Raw genomic sequence first — 19,091 nt, 5'->3', positions numbered from 1 at the left:
GGGTTCCGGGAGGTCGGCGATGACGGGCCGGGGTGTGGCCCTCATCCTCGCCGCCGGGTCCGGGCACCGGCTCGGGCTCGGCCCGAAGGCGCTGCTGCCGTGGGAGGACTCGGTCCTCGTCGTCCGGGCCGTGAAGGTGGCCGTCGCCGCCGGGCTGAGGCCCGTCGTCACCGCCGGTCCCGGTCGCGGAGAGATCGAAGCCCACCTCGCCGAGGCGGGGCTCGGGGACGTCGCCGTCATCGACGTGCCCGACGCCGAGGTGGGGATGTCCGCATCGTGGCGGGCCGGGATCGCGGCGATCGGTCGGGAGCCGGGGACCACCACGGCGACCCCGGTCCTCGTCATGCTCGTCGACCAGCCCGGGATCGGTCGGGCGGTCCTCGACCGACTGATCGGCGCGTTCGATCCCGGGCGCATCGCCCGCGCGGCCTGGTTGGGGTTCCCCGGCCACCCCGTGCTCCTGCCGCTCGACCATGCGCGGGCCGCCGTCCGGCGAGCGTGCGGCGACGAAGCGGGACGGGCGTGGCTGCGGGGGCACGCCCACCTCGTCGACCTCGTCGAGTGCTCGGACCTCGGGGACGCCTCCGACATCGACACCCCCGACGATCTGCGGGCATGGCGGGAACGGGAGCCGACGAACCGGTAGCGTGGGAGACCAGACCATCCACCCACCAACGCCGAGGCGGTGCGCCGATGACCGAAGCTTCCCACGACCCGATCCCCGCCGGTGACAGCGGGACCGGGGTCGCCGTTCCCACGACCGTCGTCTTCGACCTCGGTCAGGTCCTCGTCGGATGGGACCAGTCCGGGCCGCTGGCCGACCGGATGAGCCGGGCCGAATGGGACGCCTTCGCCGCCGAAGCCGACTTCGCCGCCCTCAACGTCTCCGCCGACAACGGGGCGACGATCGCCGAGGTGGTGGAGCGGGCGAGCGCGACCGATCCCCGCCACGGGGAGATCGTCGCGACGTACTACGAGCGGTTCGACCGGTCGCTGACCGGTCCGATCCCCGGCATGGCCGAGATCGTCGCCGACCTGGGAGCCGAAGGCGTGCGGCTCCTCGGCCTGTCGAACTGGTCGGCCGAGACCGTCCACTTCGCGCCCGTCGCGGCACCGGCGATCAGCGAGCTCGAGGACATCGTCGTCTCCGGGCGGGAGAAGCTCATCAAACCCGACCCCGCGATCTTCCGCCTCCTCCTCGACCGCTTCGACCTCGATCCTGCGCGCACGGTGTTCGTCGACGACCTCGCGGCCAATGTCGAGGCGGCGCGCGGCCTCGGGCTCATCGGCATCGTCTTCACCGGTGCTCAGGACCTGCGGGCCGACCTCGAGCGGCTCGGCCTCCTCGGCGCCCGCAGCAGCACGTGAGTCGACCGGCTATCCAAGGTCGACGCCCTTCGCCGTCGCGAGCGCCTGGAGCTTCTCGCGGTCGTCGGTCTGCACGCACACCGTCGCCCGCAGCCCTTCGCTCTCGCGTCGCAGCAGGTAGTGCGCGACACTGTCGGTGAGCGGCTCCCCCGCGTCGTCGACGAAGTCCCAGCGCACCTGGACCATGACGAGGTCAGGGGTGAGATGATCCTCGCCGAGGAGGTCGTACCCGACCGAGGCGAGCCCGAGCTGCCGGTAGAGCGGGTAGGACTGCTCGAGCCCCGCGGCCATCGCCTCCCGCGATTCGAGCACCCCGGAGAACGCATCGTCGACGATCATTCCCGGCATCGACCACGGACGGCTCGCCGCCTCGGCGTCGAATTCGCTCAGCGAGCGCGCGTACTCATCGAGGTAGGCGGTGATCTCGGTCGTCTCGATCGTCATGTCCCCACCGTACCTGCGGTGAACAGGTTCACTCCAGTGCCTTCCGGGCGGCCTTGAGCGCGATCCTCCGGGGCAGCAGACCGGCACCGGCGGCGAGCACCTTGTTGCCGAACCCCGAGATGACGCTGCGCGGCTGACGGTGCTCGAGTGCGGCGAAGGCGACCGCGACGACCTGTTCGGGGGTGTCGAAGCGTCCCGTGCCGGCGAAGTCGCTGCCGGCCACGGCGAAGAACTCCGTGTTCGTCGGACCGGGGCTGAGCGCCAGCACCCTCAGCGGAACCGACCGCGTCTCCTCGGCGATCGCCTCGGTGAGGGAGAGGACGTAGGCCTTCGTCGCACCGTACGCGGCCATCCCGGGCGTGGGCTGGTAGGCCGCGGTGCTCGCGATGTTGACGAGCACCCCGGTCAGCTGCGGCAGCAGCGCGCGGGTCAGCCGGGTCAGTGCCACGACGTTGACGGCGAGCATCTCATCGATCCGCTCGGGGGCGGTGTCGGCGAAGGGTTCGGCGATGCCGAACCCGGCGTTGTTGACGAGCGAGTCGACCGCGATGCCCCCGGTGGTGAGATCCGAGAGGAGCCCGTCGACCCCTGCCGCCTCGGCGAGATCATGGACGAGAACATGGGCGGTGATGCGGTGGGCGGTCTCGAGCTCTCGGGCGAGCTCCTCGAGCCGGTCACGGCGGCGGGCGACGAGGACGAGATCGGCACCGCGGGCGGCGAACTGTCGGGCGAACTCCGCCCCGAGGCCCGAGCTCGCGCCGGTGATGAGGACGGTGGTGCCGCGGACGTCGAGTGCGTGCCGACTCACGCCGTCGGCCCCGGTGCCGCGCGTCGGCCGTCGACGTCGGCGATGATCCGGGAGGCGAGCGCCTCGGCGGACGCGGGATTCTGCCCCGAGTAGAGGCTGCCGTCGACGACGATGTGGGGACGCAGCGGAACCACGCCCTTCTCGTAGTGGATCCCGGCGTCCTTGACGGCGTCCTCGAGGAGCCACTTGGCCTTCCACGCGAAGGCGTTGAGACGTTCCTCGACGTTGGACAGTCCCGTCATCGTCCGTCCGGCGAAGGCGTTCGACCCGTCCTCGTTCTTCGCCGCGAGCACGGCGACCGGCGCATGGCAGAGGAGGGCGAGCGGCCTGCCGGAGTCGAGGCGCCGCTTAAGGAGTGCGCCGGAGACCGGATCGACCGCGAGGTCCTCCATCGGGCCGTGCCCTCCGGGGTAGAAGACGACGTCGTAGTCGGCCTCGTCGACGGTGTCGAGGGCGACGGGATGGTCGAGGGCGTCCTTGATCGAGTCGAGGTAGGCGCGGATCTCCCGGCGCTTCTTCGGTCGACCCCCGGCGATGCCGAGGCTGAGCTCGTCGAGCGTCGGAGGCACTCCCCCGGGCGTGGCCACGGTGATGTCCCACCCGGCCTCGGAGAAGAGACGGTAGGGTTCGGCGACCTCCTCGGCCCAGTAGCCGGTGGGATGGACGGTACCGTCCTCAAGCGTCCATCCGGTGGCGGCGGTGATGACGAAGAGAACCGATGTCATGAGGGGACCTTTCCTAGAACGACGAGGACGCTGTGGGGAGGACGCTTCGATTGCTAAAGTTAACAGTGTCCACACTGAAAAAGTACGGGGGAGGATCGACTGTGTCAACAGCGTCCGCGGAGAAGCCGCGGCATCATCATGGCAACCTGCGCCACGCGCTCATCACCGCCGGCGTCGAGATGCTCGAGACGGGCGAGGCCTTCTCCCTGCGCGCCGTGGCCCGCCGGGTCGGCGTCTCCCAGGCCGCGCCGTATCGCCACTTCGAAAGCAAGCAGGACCTCGAAGCCGCGATGGCCGCCGACGGCTTCGCCGAGCTCCAGACCTCACTCGAAGCCGTCGTCGGCGAGCACGGGGAGGGCGACACCCCGCTCGTCGAGCTCGCGCTCACCTACATCCACTTCGCCGAGGCGCATCCCGCCCTCTACGCACTGATGTTCGGCCAGGAGCTCAGCACCGTCGACGAGGTCAGGGTCGCCTGCGCGGCCGTCTTCGCCCGCATCCAGGAGGTCGCGATCGCCACCCACCCGCAGCGGGACCCGCACGGACTCGCCACCGCCGGCTGGGCACTCGCCCACGGACTGGCGACCCTCCACATCGACGGCACCCTCGGGGCCAACGACGACGTCGACTTCGACACCCGCGTCCGCGCCGCCTTCGCCGCCCTGCTCACCGACTGAGACCCACGCAGCGCCGCTGAGACCGGGAACACACCCGGAGGTCGGGAATGAATCCCCGCATCGCCATGTTGACACTGTTAACTTCGTCAGCCTACTCTCAGTTCGAGAGTCCGGAATCAGATGTGGAGTGAGAAACATGACCGAGACGAACACCGCCCCGACCACCGAAGTCACCTTGGGCTCGCGCACCCTCCAGGTGCCCGCGGGCGGTCTCTTCGACCGCTATCGCACGCAGCCCGACCTCGACGAGGTCGCCCGCGACCCCCGCGTGACCAGCGTCGACTTCTTCCGCAATCAGCCCAAGGTCGAGGTGGAGTCGCGCATCGGGCGCACGTTCACCCCGAACTTCTACTACGCGATGTCGAGCGCGCGCCTGACGATGCTCGCGCCGATGAGCGCGCTGCGCGACCGGCTGCCCGCACCGCTCGATCCGCTCGAAGCCGTTCCCGGCTTCGGTCTCGCCTCGGTGCTGCTGTTCCGCTACGACGTCGCCGACATCGACTTCTACACCGAGGCGGCCGTCGGCATCGCGGTCAAACCGCCCCACCACGGTCCGCTGGGGGCGATCGACCTGCTCGCGGCGCTGAAGAACAACCACCTCGACTCCTATGTGCTCTCCCTGCCCGTCAACACCGAGATCGCCCAGGTCCGCGGGCACGACGGCTACGGTTTCCCCAAGTGGGTGACCGACATCGATGTCGACATCACCGCGCAGTCCGTGACCGGACGGGTGCTCAACGACTCCGGCGGCACCGATTTCGAACTCCGGGCCCTGACTCCCCGGCAGAAGCGGCACCGGTCGGGCACCGCGGTGTCCTCCCTGACGTCGTATACGCATTTCGACGGAGGATGGCATGCGACGTTCAACCAGACGAACGCCCTCGTCTCGGGAACCGCGCTGTTCCCGCGCCATGTCGAGACCCGCCTCGGCGAGGGACGGATCTCCGATGACATCCGCTCGCTGCGTCCGACGCGGACCCTGATGTTCGATGTCATGACCCACGGTCAGGCGGCTCTCCACATGCCGCGCGTCATCTCGCTCGACTGACGACGTTCATGTCACTGACCTACACTCCCAGCCAATCGCTCCATTCCCGACACACGACCACAGAAGGGCAGACCATCGTGTCCACATTGACCGCGGATGCGCGGATCACTCCGAGGATCACCGCCGACCGACTCGCGGCGCTGAGCCGCCGCGTGCGGGTCGCCGACCCCGACGCCACGCAGGACGTCACCAATGCGATGACCGGTGAGGTGCTCGGCACTGTTCCGCACGCCACCCCGGCCGATGTCGTCGCCGCGGCCGCACGGGCCCGCAGCGTCCAGAAGGAGTGGGCCGCCCGTCCGATTCGGGAACGGGCGGAGGTGCTCATGCGCTTCCACGACCTCGTGCTGCGCCACCAGGACGAAGTCCTCGACCTCATCCAGCTGGAGAACGGCAAGGCCCGCCGGCATGCGTTCGAGGAGATCATGGATGTCGCGTTGAACGCCCGCTACTACGCGCACACGGCGGAGAGGTACCTGCGACCCAAGCGCCGTCAGGGTGCGCAGCTGGCGCTGACGAAGGTGTGGGAGCTCCATCATCCGAAGGGCGTCGTCGGCATCATCTCGCCGTGGAACTATCCGCTGACGCTCGGCATCAGCGATGCCCTGCCGGCGATCATCGCCGGCAATGCGGTGGTCACGAAGCCGGATGCGCAGACGCCGTTCGCTGCACTGTGGGCCGTGGAGATGCTCGAGCGGGCGGGCATGCAGCCCGGTCTCGTCGAGGTCGTCACCGGGTCTGGCGCCGAACTCGGTCTGCCGATCATCGAGAACTCCGACTTCCTCATGTTCACCGGGTCGACCGCTGTGGGACGGACGGTGGCCGCCCAGGCCGGGGAGAACCTCATCGATGCGTCGATGGAGCTCGGCGGGAAGAACGCCCTGCTCGTCCTCGACGATGCCGACGTCGACAAGGCCGTGTCCGGGGCGATCCGGGCGAGCTTCTCCAACACCGGGCAGCTGTGCATCTCGATGGAGCGCATCTATGTCCCCGACGTCCTCTGGGACGACTTCACTGCGAAGTTCGCCGCCGCTGCCCGGGCGATGACGCTGACCGCCGGGATCGACTACTCCGCGGACATGGGCTCGCTCGTCTCGCAGAAGCAGCTCGAGACGGTGATGCGCCATGTCGATGATGCGCGGGACAAGGGCGCCACGGTGCTCGCCGGCGGTCGGCGCCGTCCCGAGCTCGGCCCCTACTTCTACGAGCCGACGATCCTCACCGATGTCGACGAGTCGATGGAGGTCTACGCGCACGAGACCTTCGGTCCGGTCGTCAGCCTCTACCGGGTCGCCGACGAGGAGGAGGCGATCGCGAGAGCCAATGACAGCGACTACGGCCTCAACTTCAGCGTGTGGACCTCCGACGAGGACCGCGGAGTCCGCGTCGCCTCCCGGCTCGAGGCCGGCACCGTCAACGTCAACGACGCGTACGCCGCGGCGTGGGGGTCGATGGATGCCCCGATGGGCGGCATGAAGGCCTCCGGCCTCGGCCGGCGGCACGGGGAGCACGGCATCCTCAAGTACACCGAGTCGCAGACGATCGCCGCCTCGCGGCTGTTGCCCGTCGGTGTGCCGGACAACGTCGATCCTGCGCGTTACGCGCGCATCGTCACCGGCGCGCTGCGCGTGCTCAAGCGGATACCGGGTGTGAAGTGAACCCGACCAGCGAACGCAGAGACGGAATGCAGACCATTCTCGGTGCAGGTGGGCCGATCGCCGACGAACTCGCCCGCGCCCTCCATCGCGACTTCACTCAGGACATCCGGCTCGTCAGCCGGCACCCGAAGCAGGTCAACGGCACGGATGAGCTGGTCGCCGCCGACCTCATGGACCCGGCGTCGACCGAGCGTGCTGTCGCGGGCAGCGCGATCGCCTATCTCACGGTGGGTCTGCCGATGGATTCGGCCCTGTGGGAGGAGAAGTTCCCGACGATGATGCGCAATGTCATCGATGCGTGCATGGCCCATGGGACGAAGCTCGTCTTCTTCGACAACACGTACATGTATCCGGGCACCCCGACCCCGCAGATCGAGTCGACGGGATTCGCCCCCGGTGGCCGCAAGGGGCGGGTGCGGGCGGAGATCGTCACGATGCTCCTCGATGCGATGGCCGCCGGTCAGATCGACGCGCTCATCGGTCGGGCCCCGGAGTTCTACGGGCCGGGGAAGACGAAGAGCTGGTCGAACATGCTCGTATTCGACCGGATCAGGGCGGGCAAGCGTCCGCTCGTGCCGGTGAGTGCGACGACGAAGCGATCGCTGATCTGGACGCCGGATGCCAGTCGGGCGCTGGCGCTGCTCGGCAACACCCCCGACGCGTACGGGCAGACCTGGCATCTGCCGATCGACGAGCATCGCCGCACGTACCGTGAGCTCATCGCGATCGCCTCCGAGATCACCGGGCGGAAGATCGGCTACACCGTGCTCCCGCTGTGGGTGTTCAAGTTGGGCAGCCGGTTCAATCCGATGCTCGCCGAGGCGGCCGAACTCCTTCCCCGGTACCGCGGGGACAACATCTTCGACACGTCGAAGTTCGCCTCCCGCTTCCCTGACTTCGCTGTGACGACCTACCGGCAGGGCATCGCCGACATCCTCGGCCAGTGAGTCCCGCGGCGCCGCACCGTACGCGGTGCGGGCGCCGTACGTCGATCAGACCCTCTCTTCCTTCCCCATGAGGGCGTCGTAGCACGCCGCCGTCTGGTGCTTGAGCGCTCTGGCGACCGCGGCGACGGCGGGACGGCGCATGGAGTCGGGCCGCAGCACCATCCAGTACGGGAGGTGTTCGGTGAGGTCGTCCGGGAGAAGTCTGACGAGGTCGGCATGCCGGTCGGCCATGAAACAGGGCAGGAACCCGATGCCGGCGCCGCACGCGTGGCTTCGACATGGACGAAGACATTCGTCGAGGTCACACCGTCTTTCATCGACGGGACGAGGCGCCGGGGTGCGTCAAGGTCGTCGACCTGGAGCATCGAGTCGACGAAGTACACGAGCTGGTGCTCCATGAGCGCGTCAACCGTCGTCGGGGTGCCGTGGTCGGCGAGGTAGTCCCGCGCGGCGTACATTCCCAGCGCATAGTCGCCGAGGTGGACCGCCTCGGCGCGATGGACCTGCGGTTTGCCGACGACGACTTCGATGTCGAGGCCGGACCGCTGCTGCAGGGCCTGCCGTGTCACCGTGATGATCTCGACGCTCAGACCTGGATGGGTCCGCCGCAGCGCCGCGACGGCCGGTGAGGCCACATAGGCGCTGAATCCGTCCGTCGCCGACATCCGCACGACACCGCTGACGGGATCGGGAGTCTCGCCCGACTCACCGAGGCTGCCGACCGCGAGCTCGACCTGCTCGGCGACGCGCACCGCCTCGGCGCCGAGCTCCGTGAGCTCCCATCCGCTGCCGGACCGGGCGAGCACCCGGCCGCCGAGTGCCTTCTCCAAGGCCGCGATCCGTCGTGAGATCGTCGTGTGGTTGACCCCGAGCGCATGGGCCGCCGTCGCGAACTTCGCCGAGCGGGAGACCGCGAGCAGCACGAGCAGATCGTTCGGGGTCGTGTCCATGCCTGCCATCGTACAAAGCGACGTGAGGGCACCGATCCGGGCAGGCTCGCTCCTGTGGCGGGAAACCTACTGCGGCATGTTGACGAACCGGGACTTCGCGCCCTGGAAGGCCACGGCGATGTCACCGGTCGGTCCGGCTCGGTGCTTGGCGACGATGATGTCGGCCTCGCCGGCGCGTTCGTGCTCCTTGTCGTACATGTCCTCACGGTGGATGAGGAGGACCATGTCGGCGTCCTGCTCGATCGATCCGGATTCGCGGAGATCGGAGATCATCGGTCGCTTGTCGGTGCGCTGCTCGCTGCCGCGGTTGAGCTGGGAGAGCGCGATGACGGGCACCTCGAGCTCTTTGGCCAGCAGCTTGAGCGAGCGGGAGAACTCCGAGACCTCCTGCTGGCGGGATTCGACGCGCTTGCCCGAGCTCATGAGCTGGAGGTAGTCGACGCAGACCATCTTGAGGTCGTGCTGCTGTTTGAGCCGGCGGCACTTCGCGCGGATCTCCGTGAGCGCCATGTTCGGCGAATCGTCGACGAAGAGCGGCGAGTCGTTGATGCGCGCCTCGGTGGCGGCGAGGTTCGTCCAGTCGTGGGGGCTGAGCTCACCGCGGCGCAGGTTCTGCAGCGGGATCTCCGACTCTGCGGAGAGGAGCCTCATGACGAGCTCGTTCTTGCCCATCTCGAGGGAGAAGAAGACCGCGGCCTGCTTGTGATGGATCGCTGCCGAGCGGATGAAGTCGAGGGCGAGCGTCGACTTGCCGACACCGGGTCGGGCGGCGATGACGATCATCTGCCCCGGGTGGAGGCCGTTGGTCAGCTGATCGAACTCCGTGAACCCGGTCGGCACCCCGGCGGTCTGCCCGTCGGTGTCGCCGTTGCGCTCGATCTCGGCTGCCACCTCGCCGAGGATGTCGGCGAGGATGACGTAATCCTCCGTCGTGTGCTTCTCCGTGACCTGATAGATCTCGGCCTGCGCGTTGTTGACGACGGCGTCGGTGTCGCCCTCGGCGTCGTAGCCCATCTGCACGATCCGGGTGCCGGCCTCGACGAGGCGGCGCAGCACCGCGCGCTCGCGGACGATCGTCGCATAGTATCCGGCGTTCGCGGCGGTGGGGACCGAGGAGATGAGCGTGTGGAGGTAGGCAGGTCCGCCGATCCGGGAGAGATCGCCGGACTTCGTCAGGTAGTTCGCGACCGTGACCGAGTCGGCGGGTTCGCCGCGGGAGTAGAGGTCTAGGATCGCCTCGTAGATCGTCTCGTGCGCGGGCTTGTAGAAGTCATCACGCGACATCGATTCGACGCAGTCGGCGATGGCGTCCTTCGACAGGAGCATGGCACCCAGGACGCTCTCCTCGGCTTCGATATCCTGCGGAGGAGTTCTGAGTCCGTCGTACCCCAGATCGCTGCTCACTCCCACGTCTCCTCCTCTGTGCCTACGCCTGCCCGGCCCGGGTGCAGTGCCATCCCACTTTACCCGTGCCGCGCGCGGACCCGACAGCGATTCACGTCACCGCCGGTGCCGCCCCGATCTCGCCGAGGCGGCGCAGCGGCCCAGCGTCACAGCCGTGCCCGGCCGGCGGTGGCGACCGCGGCGAGAATCGGCTTCGCCACCTGGAGTCCCTGCCTGATGACGACGATACCGACGACCACTGACACGAGGATCGTGAGGAACGTGACGGGCTTCATCACCAGGGCCGCCCCGGCCAGCGGGAGCACGAGGACGAGTCCCAGACCGCCGGCGAGCAGCGACACCCAGATGACGGGACCGAGGACCGCGCGCACCATCCCCGCGTGCATCGTGTCGACGTCCATGCCTGCGGCATAGAGGTCGGAGAAGGTGTCGGCCCGGTCGTAGACGTCGGCGACCTGGTTGATGAGCGCGGAGACCGCGATGAGGACGATCGAGATCCCCATGACGAGCAGCACGCCGGTGAACAGGTCCTGGTAGAGGGTGAGGTGCTCCTGCGGCATGTCGACGCTCGGGTCGTCGGAGATGTCCGTGGCGAACTGCATGAGCGCGATGCCCGTGCCGCCGACGGCCGCGACGAACGCCGTCATCGCGACCCCGGAGACGCGGCGCCAGAACCGCTTCGGCTCATCGGAGACGAGCCGGGCGGCGATGAGCCGGGCCGGCGTCAGCGCGCGCTTGCCCGCCAGGTGGGCGAACCAGCGGACGAAGAGCCCGCCGAGGAGGTCGACGACGATGAGGCCGATGACGAAGACCGCGAGCATCGCCGAGATCATCACCCCCATCCCCAGGCTCGCCGACTTCGACAGGCTGACGACGACCGGGAGGACGAGGATCGCGACGATGACCGCGATGACCCGGGCGACGGGGAACTTCCGCTCGAGCGACTTCGTCCGGACTCCCAGCGGGGAGATCGCGACCTTCCGCAGCCCCAGCAGCGCCGAGACGACGCAGACGAGGATGAGGAAGACGACGACCGCGGCGAGCAGGAGCGGGGGCATGAGCATGTTCGCGTACCCGATCGGCTGCCCGAGGAAGTGGATGTGACTCACCGGCCACGCGAGCCCCAGGTAGCCGAGGACGCCTGCGACGATGCCGATGACGGCGGGCACGAGCGGTTCGGCCACGGCGATCGCGATGATCGACGAGCGCTGGGCGCCGAGCAGGGACATCGTCGAGAGCCGCTCGTCCTGCCGCCTGGCCGACAGCGTCGCCGAGGCGGAGGCCAGGGTGCTCGCGGGGATGACGAGGAGGATCGTGGCAAGTCCCGCGAAGAACTTGTAGGCGACATCGAGTCCTTGGGTGTTCGGATCGGTGCTCGGCGGGATCTGGAAGAACATCCAAGCCCCGGCGGCGACGGTGAGGAACAGCGTCGCGCAGGCGAAGAACGAGCTCATGACGAGCAGCGAGCTCGGTGCCGTCACGGTCTTGCGACCGAGGACGAGGGGGACGATGCTGGCGGGTGCGGACATCACTGACTCCTGATCGAGGCGGGGCCTCAGGCGGTCACCGCGGTGACGCGCCGGACGAGCGGACGGGTGAACTGCAGTCCCAGCCACACCATCGCGATGCCGCCGAGGAGGACGGAGGCGACGACGGCGATGGTCATCGGATCACCGAGGTCGTTCGCCGAGGCCATGGCGATCGCGAGAAGTCCGCCGAGGACGAGCGAGACGAGGGTGACAAGCACGATCGGGGACATCACGGCGCGCACGGTGACCCCGTGCATCATCGCCGGTGACATGCCGGCGGCGTGGAGCTCCCGGTAGGTCGAGGCGCGGTCGAGGATGTCCGCGGCCTGATTGATCGTCCCGGACACGACGATGAGGACGAAGGCGATCGCCAGGGTGAGGATGAGGCCGGTGAAGACGTCGTCGCCGGTGTACTGCAGCGGTCCCATGAGCTCGCGTTCGGCCGCGCTCATCTCGTCGCCGCTGCCGCGCATCATCGCCGCCCCGGTGCCGCCGACGACGGCGATGAACGTGATGAGGGCGAGCCCGGCGACCCTCCGCCAGTACTGTGCGGGGGCGTCGGCGATCATCGCCGCGGAGAGCATGCCGGCCGGGCGCCGCGCCGTCTTGCCGCTCATCCAGGCGTGGACCCGCATGACGAGGACGCCGAGGACGTTGATGAGGAGGAGGGCGACGCCGATCGTGAGGATGCTCGCGATGATCGCGGTGCGCTGCGACTGTCCGTCCTGGAGGGAGAAGACGAGGGCGGCGACCATGCCGATGGCGAGGACGACGACGGCGATGATGCGCAGGAGGGGGAACTTCCGCCCGAGCGACCGCGTCCGCACGCCGAGGGGCGAGACGATGACCTTCCGCAGACCGACCAGTGCGGCGAGGAGGCAGATGAGGAGGAGAGCGGCGACGACCCCGGCGAGCAGCCAGAGGGGCATGAGGAGGGCGGAGTAGCCCAGCGGCACGCCGGTGAAGACGATGAGGCTCAGCGGGTAGGCGAGAGCGAGGTATCCGACGATGCCGGCGAGGATCCCGGCGGCAGCGGGGATGAAGGGTTCGGCGACCGCGACGAGCCGGACGGTGCCCTTCGAGGCGCCGAGGAGGGAGAGCGTGGAGAGGCGCTCATCCTGGCGTCGGGCGCTGAGCTTCGCCGAGGCGACGCCGAGGCTGATCGCCGGCACGACGAGGAAGACCGTGGCGAGGATCGCGAGCATCCGGTAGAGGTCGACCACCTCGGCGTAGCGGGGCACATCGGGGCGGTCGTTGAACGCCCACGCACCGGCGGCGACGGTGAGGAAGAGGGTGGAGCAGGCGAAGAACGCGATCGCGACGAGGCGCGCGGTCGGGGACGTGAACGTCTGCTTCGACAGGACGAGTGGGAGGACCTTCATGATCGGCCTCACCCGTTGTTCGCCGCATACTGCGCGGCGGAGTCGGAGACGATGCGGCCGTCGGCGAGGCGGACGACGCGGGAGCAGCGGGCGGCGACGTTCTCGTCGTGGGTGACGACGACGAGCGTCGAACCGCGCCCGGTCGTCGAGGCGAGCAGTTCGGAGAGGACCTCGGTCGAGGTGCGGGAGTCGAGCGCGCCGGTCGGCTCGTCGGCGAAGGTGACGACGGGCTGGGTGACCTGCGAGCGGGCGATGGCCACGCGCTGGGCCTGTCCGCCGGAGAGCTGGCCGATGCGCTTGGTGAGGTGCTCGGCGAGGCCGAGGCGCTGGAGCCACGCACGAGCGTGCCTCGTCGCCTCGGCGCGGTTCATTCCGGCGAGCATCGCGGCGAGCGCGACGTTGTCCTCGGCGGAGAGCTCGGGCAGGAGCAGACCCTGTTGGAAGACGAACCCGAAGACCTCCCGGCGCAGCGCGGTGCGGCCGGCCTCCTTGAGCGAGGTGATGTCCGCGGCGGCGCTGCGGTCGGTGGGCAGGAGACGGATGTGGCCCTCGTCGGGACGGAGGATGCCGGCGAGGCAGTGGAGCAGGGTCGTCTTGCCGGAACCGGAGGGTCCCATGATCGCCAGGGACTCGCCGAGGCCGATCGTGAGGTCGACGCCGGCAAGGGCGTAGGTCTGGTTGTAGTGCTTGGTGACAGAGGAGGCCGTGATGATCGCAGGCATGTGTGTTGTGGTCATGACTCAATGCTTTCGCAGGCCGCTGCCAGCGGCCATGCAGTCCTCCCACGACTGGCGCGAGGAAAACCCGAGAGTCGCGGAGGGAAATCGCGACCGAATGTGACCTGCGTCCATTGACATGCAAGTCAGTACTTGCCTATGGTGTCGGTGTGGCCGACCTCTTCAAGGCGATCGCCGACCCGACCAGGCGGACGATCCTCGACGAACTCGCCGAACGCGATGATCAGACTCTCTTCGAGATCTGCTCGCGTCTGGCCAATCGGCATGGTCTCGGGCTCTCACGCCAAGCGGTGTCCCAACACCTCGAGGTGCTCGAATCCGCCGGTCTCGTCGTCACCCGCCGCGAGGGGCGCTACAAGTACCACACACTCGATCCCGCGCCGCTGCGCACAGCGTTCGATCGCTGGACCGGCGGGACGCGAGACGCCCGACCACCGGACACCGACCCACCCGCATCACCCCAGGCACCGCCTGAGTAAGGAGACACCGTCATGAAGGCCCAGTGGATCAGCATTCCCGTTGACGACCAGGCGCGCGCGCTCGACTTCTACACCGACAAGCTCGGATTCCGGCTGAAGTTCGACGTTCCCGTCGGAGACGCGCGGTGGCTCACCGTCGTCTCGCCCGAGGATCCGGAGGGAGTGGAGATCGTCCTCGAACCGAAGGGTCATCCGGCGGCCGGGGACTACACGGCAGCGCTCATGGCCGACGGGATCCCGATCAACCAGTTCGCCGTCGACGACGTCGAGGCCGAATACCAGCGCCTCAGCGCCCTCGGAGTAGAGTTCACACAGAAGCCCTTGTCGATGGGACCGATCACCACCGCGGTTCTCAACGACACGGTGGGCAATCTCGTTCAGCTCATTCACCAGGAGGACTGACCGCGGTTCCGCGTGCCCGGCGCCGGCCCGACGACCCGGGCAGGCGCGGTGGTCGCGCCGACCGCTGCACGGCCATGAAGAGGATCGCCGAGTACATCCGCGGGACCCTGCGTCTCGAACCCACCGACGACGATCGGCGGGCACCGCTCAGGGTCGGTCTCGGCGTGGCGATTCCCTCCCTCGTCCTCCTTCTCCTCGGGTACGAGCAGTTCATCATCTACGCGGTCTTCGGGGCGTTCTGCGGGATGTACGGTCGCGGTGAGGCGCACCAGCTGCGCCTCATCCACCAGCTGCAGGCCGCAGTGCTGCTGCTCTCGGGTGTCGTCATCGGCGTCATGCTCGCGATGCTCGACACCCCGGTCTTCGCCCTCATCGCGATCGAGGCGTTCTTCGCCGCCGTCGGGTCGATCATCGCCGACCGCGCGCGGATGCGTCCGGGGGGACCGTTCTTCGGCATCTTCGCCCTCGGGGCGTGCGCCTCGGTCGAACCGCTCGCACCGCCGTGGATCCCCATCGGGATCAGCGTCCTCGCGGCGGCCTTCGCGATCACCCTGGGCTTCCTCGGATGGTTCCGCACGCGGACGTGGCGGGCGGGGTCCCGACGGATGATCACCCCGTTCCGCGGTCCCCACGCTCTCGCCATGCTCAGGCATGCGGCCACGTATGCGGTGGCGGTCGCCTCGGCGGGTCTCATCGGGGTGCTCATCGGTCTCGACCATGCGTACTGGGCGATGGCGTCGGCAGCGGTGCCCCTGGCCGCCGCGGAGCTGCCGGGCCGCATCGCCCGCGGCGTGCACCGGGTGCTCGGGACGTTCTCCGGGCTCATCGTCACCGCGCTCATCCTCTGGCCGGACCCGTCACCGCTGTGGCTGGCGATCCCGGTCATCCTCCTGCAGTTCCCCACCGAGTACCTGATGATGCGCAACTACGGGTTCGCGCTGACGTTCTTCACACCGATGATCCTACTCATGACGCAGCTCGCGCATCCGATCCCGCGGTCGACGCTCATCATCGACCGCGGGGTCGAGACGCTGCTCGGGGCCGTCGTCGGCATCGCCGTCGTCCTCGTCGTCGGGTACGTCGGCAGGCGCCGGGCGCGGACGCGCGGTGACACGGGCGGCCGCGCCGAGGCGTGAGGTGACCCCTCACCCGGGTATGAGGACGATGACCGTGTGGAGGAGGATGCCGACGAGGGCGCCGATGACGGTGCCGTTGATGCGGATGTACTGGAGGTCGCGGCCGACGTAGAGCTCGATGCGGTCGGCGGCCTCCTTCGCGTCCCAGCGTTCGATGGTGTCGGAGATGACGCTGGCGATCTCGGGTCCGAAGCTCTCGGCGAGGTCGCCGGCGGTCGTGGCCACGCGGTCGTCGATCGTCTCAGCGAACTCCGTGTCCGTCTGGAGGCGCTGGGCGAATTCTCCGATGAGGTCGGCGATGCGGCCGCGCACTTCACCGTCGGGTTCGATGATCGCCTCGCGCAGGAGCTGCTTGAGCGAGGTCCAGATCTCGAGGACGGAGTCGACGACGCCGTCCTGGGTGAGGAGGTCGTTGATGATGTCCTCGGCCTTGTCGGCCAGCGGGGTGTCGGTCGACAGGTCGGTGGAGAGGTCGACGAGCCACGCGTCGAGGGCCTGGCGGGCCTTGTGGTAAGGGTTGTCGCGGACGTCGACGAGCCAGCCGAGGATCTCGCGCTGCAGGCGGTTCGCGAGCTGTTCGTTGACGAAGTCGGGCACCCACGACGGGGCGCGGTTGTGGACGATCTCGTCGATGACCTGCGGGTTGTCGCTCAGCCATGTGTACGCCTCGGCGACGACGAGGTCGACGAGCTTGTGGTGGGCGCCGTCGAGGACGATCTGGCGCAGCAGCTTGCCGAGCACCGGAGACTTCCGGGTGGCGATGAGGCGCGGGAGGATGACGTTCTTCGTCAGGGCGACGATCGACTTGTCGTCGATGCGGGAGAGGACGTATTCGAGACCGGCGGCGGCCCGGTCGACGACGAGGTCGCGGTTGGCGGCCTTGCTCAGCCACTCGCCGGCGCGCTGTGCGACGTGGGCGGAGCGGATCTTCGTCGACACCGCCTCGGCGTGGAGGAAGTTCGCTGCGACGAAGGCGGAGAGGCTCGCTCCCAGAGCGTCCTTCTTCCGGGGGATGATCGCGGTGTGCGGGATCGGCAGGCCCAGGGGATGCCGGAAGAGGGCGGTGACGGCGAACCAGTCGGCGATCGCGCCGATCATCGCGGCCTCGGCGCCGCGGGCGACGAATCCCCAGACGCCGGACAGATCGGTGAAGAGGTTCGTGGCGAGGAAGATGAGGGTCGCGAGGATGAGCAGTGAGAGCGCCAGCGTGCGCATCTTCCGCAGGCCCCTGGCCCGTTCCCGGTCCTCGGGTGTGAGTTCGTTCGGGCCGTCGAAGCGCGGCACCGGCTCGGTTCTCTCGATCGTCATTGTTACCCCCTGGGCACTGACTTTAGCGAACCTCGGCGCAGGTTCGATGCCGACCGGCTGGACTGCGCCTGGGAACGCGCCCTGCCGCGTGCAGCCCCTGTGAGTGCTGCGGCCGGCCGGAGTACCGTGGAGGCATGATCCGAGCACTGACCGACCTCGAGAGGGACACAGCGCTCCTCCTCGTCTTCGACGAGGGCGTTCCGAGTTGCCTCGAGCCGGCCCCGCTCAACGAAAGCGTCGTCTGCACCCGGTTCCCCCCGGCTGAGCGCATCGGCTTCTGAAGGAGATCGACATGGCACACGAATTCTCCGTCGGCGATCACGTCGGGTGGAACTCCGAGGCCGGCGAGGTCTCCGGCCACATCATCAGGGTCCACACCTCGGACTTCGACTACAAGGGCCACACCCACCGCGCCTCGGAGGCCGACCCGCAGTACGAGATCAGGAGCGACAGGACCGATCACATCGCCGCGCACAAGGGCAGCGCGCTCCGCCTCATCGACGACGAATGACCGCCGACGAGCCGGACCGGGAGATCGCCCACCAGCCCGCCCGCGGCGGGCCCGCCTCGGTGCCGGACTTCCTCACGATCGGCCATTCGAACCGCTCCCTGAAGGAGTTCATCGACCTGCTCCGCGACTCCGGCGCCGAGGTGGTCGTCGACGTCCGCAAGCTGCCCGGGTCGAACGCGAATCCGCAGTTCAACGAGGATGTGCTCGGCGATGCGCTGGCCGCGGTCGGCATCGAGCTGCGCCGGCTCGACGGTCTCACCGGGCGGCGACCCGTCAGCCGGGACGTGCCGTTTGAGGTCAACGCGTGGTGGGAGAACCGCAGCTTCCACAACTATGCCGATCACGCCCTCGGCGCGGAGTTCGCCGCCGACATCGCCGTGCTGCTGGACTGGGGCGATGAGCGGCGGTGCGCGGTGATGTGCTCGGAAGCCGTGTGGTGGCGCTGTCATCGGCGCATCATCGCCGACTATCTGCTCGCGCATGACCGTGAGGTTCTCCATGTCCTCGGTCCCGGTCAGACCGCCGAGGCGGAGCTCAGTTCCGGTGCCGTCATCGAGGGCGAGCCCGGTGGCAGCGCCGGATCCATGCCCGCGGATGATCGCGGGGACTCCGCCGACGTCCGCATCACCTACCCGGAGCAGTGAGACACCCCCGCACCTCCGCACACAACCCTTGACCCCGCTTGCGAGGTGGATCCCGCTCGAGATCGTGCCGGAAATCGAGCGGGATCCACCTCCGGAAATCCGTCCGCACTCAAAACGCGGCGGCTGTCCGAACCGGCATTGCGGGTTGATCGCGCGGCTAAGATGCGCAGATGGAGCCTTTCGAGAACCGTGCACGGGCCGAATCCTTCGGTTCGGTCGCCGAGACCTATGATCGCGTCCGTCCGCGGTATCCGGGCGCTCTCCTCACTGAGGTGCTCGGCGAATTCCCTGCTGACGTCCGGCCGACGCGTGTGCTCGATGTCGGAGCAGGCACTGGAATATTCTCAGCACAGCTCACAGCTTCGGGTTGTGAGGTGACTGCGGTCGAACCCGACCCCGAGATGGCGGAGGTCGCCCGAAGCAAAGGGTGCCAGGTCGAAGTCTCCACATTCGAGTCCTGGGACGCTGGCGACAGGACGTTCGATCTTGTCACGTTCGGGCAATCGTTCCATTGGGTGGATCCGGCAACCGCGTTGCCGAAAATCCGACAGATTCTCCGTCCGGAAGGTCGACTCGCCCTGATGTGGAATCGAATCGAGCCCGTTGACGGCCGCGCAGCGGAGATTGCCGGCGTCTACGAACAATTCCTTCCCCGTGCCGTTCCGGAACCAGAACCAGACGATGCCTCTCATCCAGATGTCGCCCGGCTCGAGGCTCACGACTTCGAGGTCCGCGAGATCACTTGCGACGAACCGCGGTGGTATGCGGCTCACGAGTGGCTCTCGATGGTCTCCACACACTCTGACCAGCTGACCATGTCGCAGGAAAGTCGATGTGAAATGCGGCGCGCGCTGGCCGAGGCCGTCGGAACCGCCGATCTGCAGACGCGCAATCGCGCGCTGCTTTTGCTGGCTTCCCCTAGCCCTCGGTGACC

The 19,091-nt window shown here is 68.4% G+C and carries 21 protein-coding genes and 1 pseudogene; 13 read left to right on the top strand and 9 right to left on the bottom strand.

Annotated elements, in window-relative coordinates; translation table 11 throughout:
* Positions 1-19: 19 nt before the first annotated feature.
* Together AC2W7K_RS00530 and AC2W7K_RS00525 are read left to right on the top strand one after the other, a co-directional pair.
* The gene (locus AC2W7K_RS00530) at positions 20-646 is read left to right on the top strand and encodes a nucleotidyltransferase family protein (protein WP_486005653.1); all 627 of its coding nucleotides are present in this window, start codon (positions 20-22) and stop codon (positions 644-646) included.
* Positions 647-693: 47 nt separating this feature from the next.
* Entirely contained in the window at positions 694-1,368 is a 675-nt protein-coding gene (locus AC2W7K_RS00525; protein WP_198500052.1) for an HAD family hydrolase, read from the top strand.
* A gap of 9 nt (positions 1,369-1,377) precedes the next feature.
* On the opposite strand, the gene AC2W7K_RS00520 is transcribed toward AC2W7K_RS00525, so the two are convergent.
* Genes AC2W7K_RS00520 through AC2W7K_RS00510 form a run of 3 tightly spaced genes read right to left on the bottom strand, consistent with a single transcriptional unit; the run spans position 1,378 to position 3,345 of the window.
* Positions 1,378-1,812, bottom strand: a complete 435-nt coding sequence (locus tag AC2W7K_RS00520; protein WP_486005652.1) for a hypothetical protein — start codon at positions 1,810-1,812, stop codon at positions 1,378-1,380.
* Positions 1,813-1,840: 28 nt separating this feature from the next.
* Positions 1,841-2,620: an SDR family NAD(P)-dependent oxidoreductase gene (locus tag AC2W7K_RS00515; protein WP_198500054.1), complete on the bottom strand. Its 780-nt coding sequence runs from the start codon at positions 2,618-2,620 to the stop codon at positions 1,841-1,843.
* The gene (locus AC2W7K_RS00510) at positions 2,617-3,345 is read right to left on the bottom strand and encodes a type 1 glutamine amidotransferase domain-containing protein (RefSeq protein ID WP_198500055.1); all 729 of its coding nucleotides are present in this window, start codon (positions 3,343-3,345) and stop codon (positions 2,617-2,619) included. The genes AC2W7K_RS00515 and AC2W7K_RS00510 overlap by 4 nt, the downstream gene beginning before the upstream one ends.
* A 101-nt stretch (positions 3,346-3,446) precedes the next feature.
* Between AC2W7K_RS00510 and AC2W7K_RS00505 the strand changes: the two genes are divergently transcribed.
* The 4 genes from AC2W7K_RS00505 (at position 3,447) to AC2W7K_RS00490 (ending at position 7,675) form a co-directional block, all read left to right on the top strand.
* Positions 3,447-4,022: a TetR/AcrR family transcriptional regulator gene (locus tag AC2W7K_RS00505; RefSeq protein WP_232623778.1), complete on the top strand. Its 576-nt coding sequence runs from the start codon at positions 3,447-3,449 to the stop codon at positions 4,020-4,022.
* A 136-nt stretch (positions 4,023-4,158) separates the two neighbouring features.
* On the top strand, positions 4,159-5,070 hold the full coding sequence (locus tag AC2W7K_RS00500) for an acetoacetate decarboxylase family protein (protein ID WP_486005651.1): 912 nt from the start codon (positions 4,159-4,161) through the stop codon (positions 5,068-5,070).
* Between the two features lie 77 nt (positions 5,071-5,147).
* Complete coding sequence (locus AC2W7K_RS00495; protein WP_198500057.1) at positions 5,148-6,728, top strand: succinic semialdehyde dehydrogenase; 1,581 nt, start codon at positions 5,148-5,150, stop codon at positions 6,726-6,728.
* A gap of 26 nt (positions 6,729-6,754) precedes the next feature.
* A complete protein-coding gene (locus tag AC2W7K_RS00490) occupies positions 6,755-7,675 on the top strand; it encodes an NAD-dependent epimerase/dehydratase family protein (protein WP_198500058.1) in 921 nt (306 codons plus the stop codon).
* Positions 7,676-7,720: 45 nt separating this feature from the next.
* Here the strand turns inward: AC2W7K_RS00490 and AC2W7K_RS00485 are convergent.
* The 5 genes and pseudogenes from AC2W7K_RS00485 to AC2W7K_RS00465 all read right to left on the bottom strand — a co-directional run bounded on the left by AC2W7K_RS00485 (position 7,721) and on the right by AC2W7K_RS00465 (position 13,677).
* Positions 7,721-8,625: pseudogene (locus tag AC2W7K_RS00485) on the bottom strand (LysR family transcriptional regulator).
* A gap of 66 nt (positions 8,626-8,691) precedes the next feature.
* On the bottom strand, positions 8,692-10,029 hold the full coding sequence (gene dnaB, locus AC2W7K_RS00480) for a replicative DNA helicase (protein WP_198500060.1): 1,338 nt from the start codon (positions 10,027-10,029) through the stop codon (positions 8,692-8,694).
* 146 nt (positions 10,030-10,175) lie between these two features.
* A complete protein-coding gene (locus tag AC2W7K_RS00475; protein ID WP_211978538.1) occupies positions 10,176-11,558 on the bottom strand; it encodes an FtsX-like permease family protein in 1,383 nt (460 codons plus the stop codon).
* Between the two features lie 26 nt (positions 11,559-11,584).
* Complete coding sequence (locus AC2W7K_RS00470) at positions 11,585-12,940, bottom strand: FtsX-like permease family protein (RefSeq protein ID WP_486005650.1); 1,356 nt, start codon at positions 12,938-12,940, stop codon at positions 11,585-11,587.
* An 8-nt stretch (positions 12,941-12,948) separates the two neighbouring features.
* The gene (locus AC2W7K_RS00465) at positions 12,949-13,677 is read right to left on the bottom strand and encodes an ABC transporter ATP-binding protein (RefSeq protein WP_211978536.1); all 729 of its coding nucleotides are present in this window, start codon (positions 13,675-13,677) and stop codon (positions 12,949-12,951) included.
* A 149-nt stretch (positions 13,678-13,826) separates the two neighbouring features.
* Here AC2W7K_RS00465 and AC2W7K_RS00460 point away from each other — a divergent pair, with 149 nt between their 5' ends.
* The 3 genes from AC2W7K_RS00460 to AC2W7K_RS00450 all read left to right on the top strand — a co-directional run bounded on the left by AC2W7K_RS00460 (position 13,827) and on the right by AC2W7K_RS00450 (position 15,694).
* Positions 13,827-14,156: an ArsR/SmtB family transcription factor gene (locus tag AC2W7K_RS00460; RefSeq protein ID WP_211978535.1), complete on the top strand. Its 330-nt coding sequence runs from the start codon at positions 13,827-13,829 to the stop codon at positions 14,154-14,156.
* A gap of 12 nt (positions 14,157-14,168) precedes the next feature.
* Positions 14,169-14,558: a VOC family protein gene (locus tag AC2W7K_RS00455; protein WP_211978534.1), complete on the top strand. Its 390-nt coding sequence runs from the start codon at positions 14,169-14,171 to the stop codon at positions 14,556-14,558.
* A 74-nt stretch (positions 14,559-14,632) separates the two neighbouring features.
* Positions 14,633-15,694 (top strand): FUSC family protein, encoded by a 1,062-nt coding sequence (locus AC2W7K_RS00450; RefSeq protein WP_211978533.1) that lies wholly within the window; start codon positions 14,633-14,635, stop codon positions 15,692-15,694.
* A 9-nt stretch (positions 15,695-15,703) separates the two neighbouring features.
* Here the strand turns inward: AC2W7K_RS00450 and AC2W7K_RS00445 are convergent, their stop codons facing one another.
* Complete coding sequence (locus AC2W7K_RS00445; RefSeq protein ID WP_211978532.1) at positions 15,704-17,002, bottom strand: DUF445 domain-containing protein; 1,299 nt, start codon at positions 17,000-17,002, stop codon at positions 15,704-15,706.
* A 134-nt stretch (positions 17,003-17,136) separates the two neighbouring features.
* Between AC2W7K_RS00445 and AC2W7K_RS00440 the strand changes: the two genes are divergently transcribed.
* The 4 genes from AC2W7K_RS00440 to AC2W7K_RS00425 all read left to right on the top strand — a co-directional run bounded on the left by AC2W7K_RS00440 (position 17,137) and on the right by AC2W7K_RS00425 (position 19,089).
* A complete protein-coding gene (locus tag AC2W7K_RS00440; RefSeq protein ID WP_211978531.1) occupies positions 17,137-17,283 on the top strand; it encodes a hypothetical protein in 147 nt (48 codons plus the stop codon).
* A gap of 11 nt (positions 17,284-17,294) precedes the next feature.
* Positions 17,295-17,513, top strand: a complete 219-nt coding sequence (locus AC2W7K_RS00435; protein WP_211978530.1) for a hypervirulence associated TUDOR domain-containing protein — start codon at positions 17,295-17,297, stop codon at positions 17,511-17,513.
* Entirely contained in the window at positions 17,510-18,157 is a 648-nt protein-coding gene (locus tag AC2W7K_RS00430; protein WP_211978529.1) for a DUF488 domain-containing protein, read from the top strand. Before AC2W7K_RS00435 ends, AC2W7K_RS00430 begins: the two co-directional genes overlap by 4 nt.
* A 170-nt stretch (positions 18,158-18,327) precedes the next feature.
* On the top strand, positions 18,328-19,089 hold the full coding sequence (locus tag AC2W7K_RS00425; protein WP_211978528.1) for a class I SAM-dependent methyltransferase: 762 nt from the start codon (positions 18,328-18,330) through the stop codon (positions 19,087-19,089).
* Positions 19,090-19,091: the final 2 nt, after the last annotated feature.

The organism is Brevibacterium sp. LAARM2_SD2, from assembly GCF_057364785.1.
Note: the sequence above shows the minus strand (reverse complement) of the source record. Positions and strands in the feature narration are given on the sequence as shown.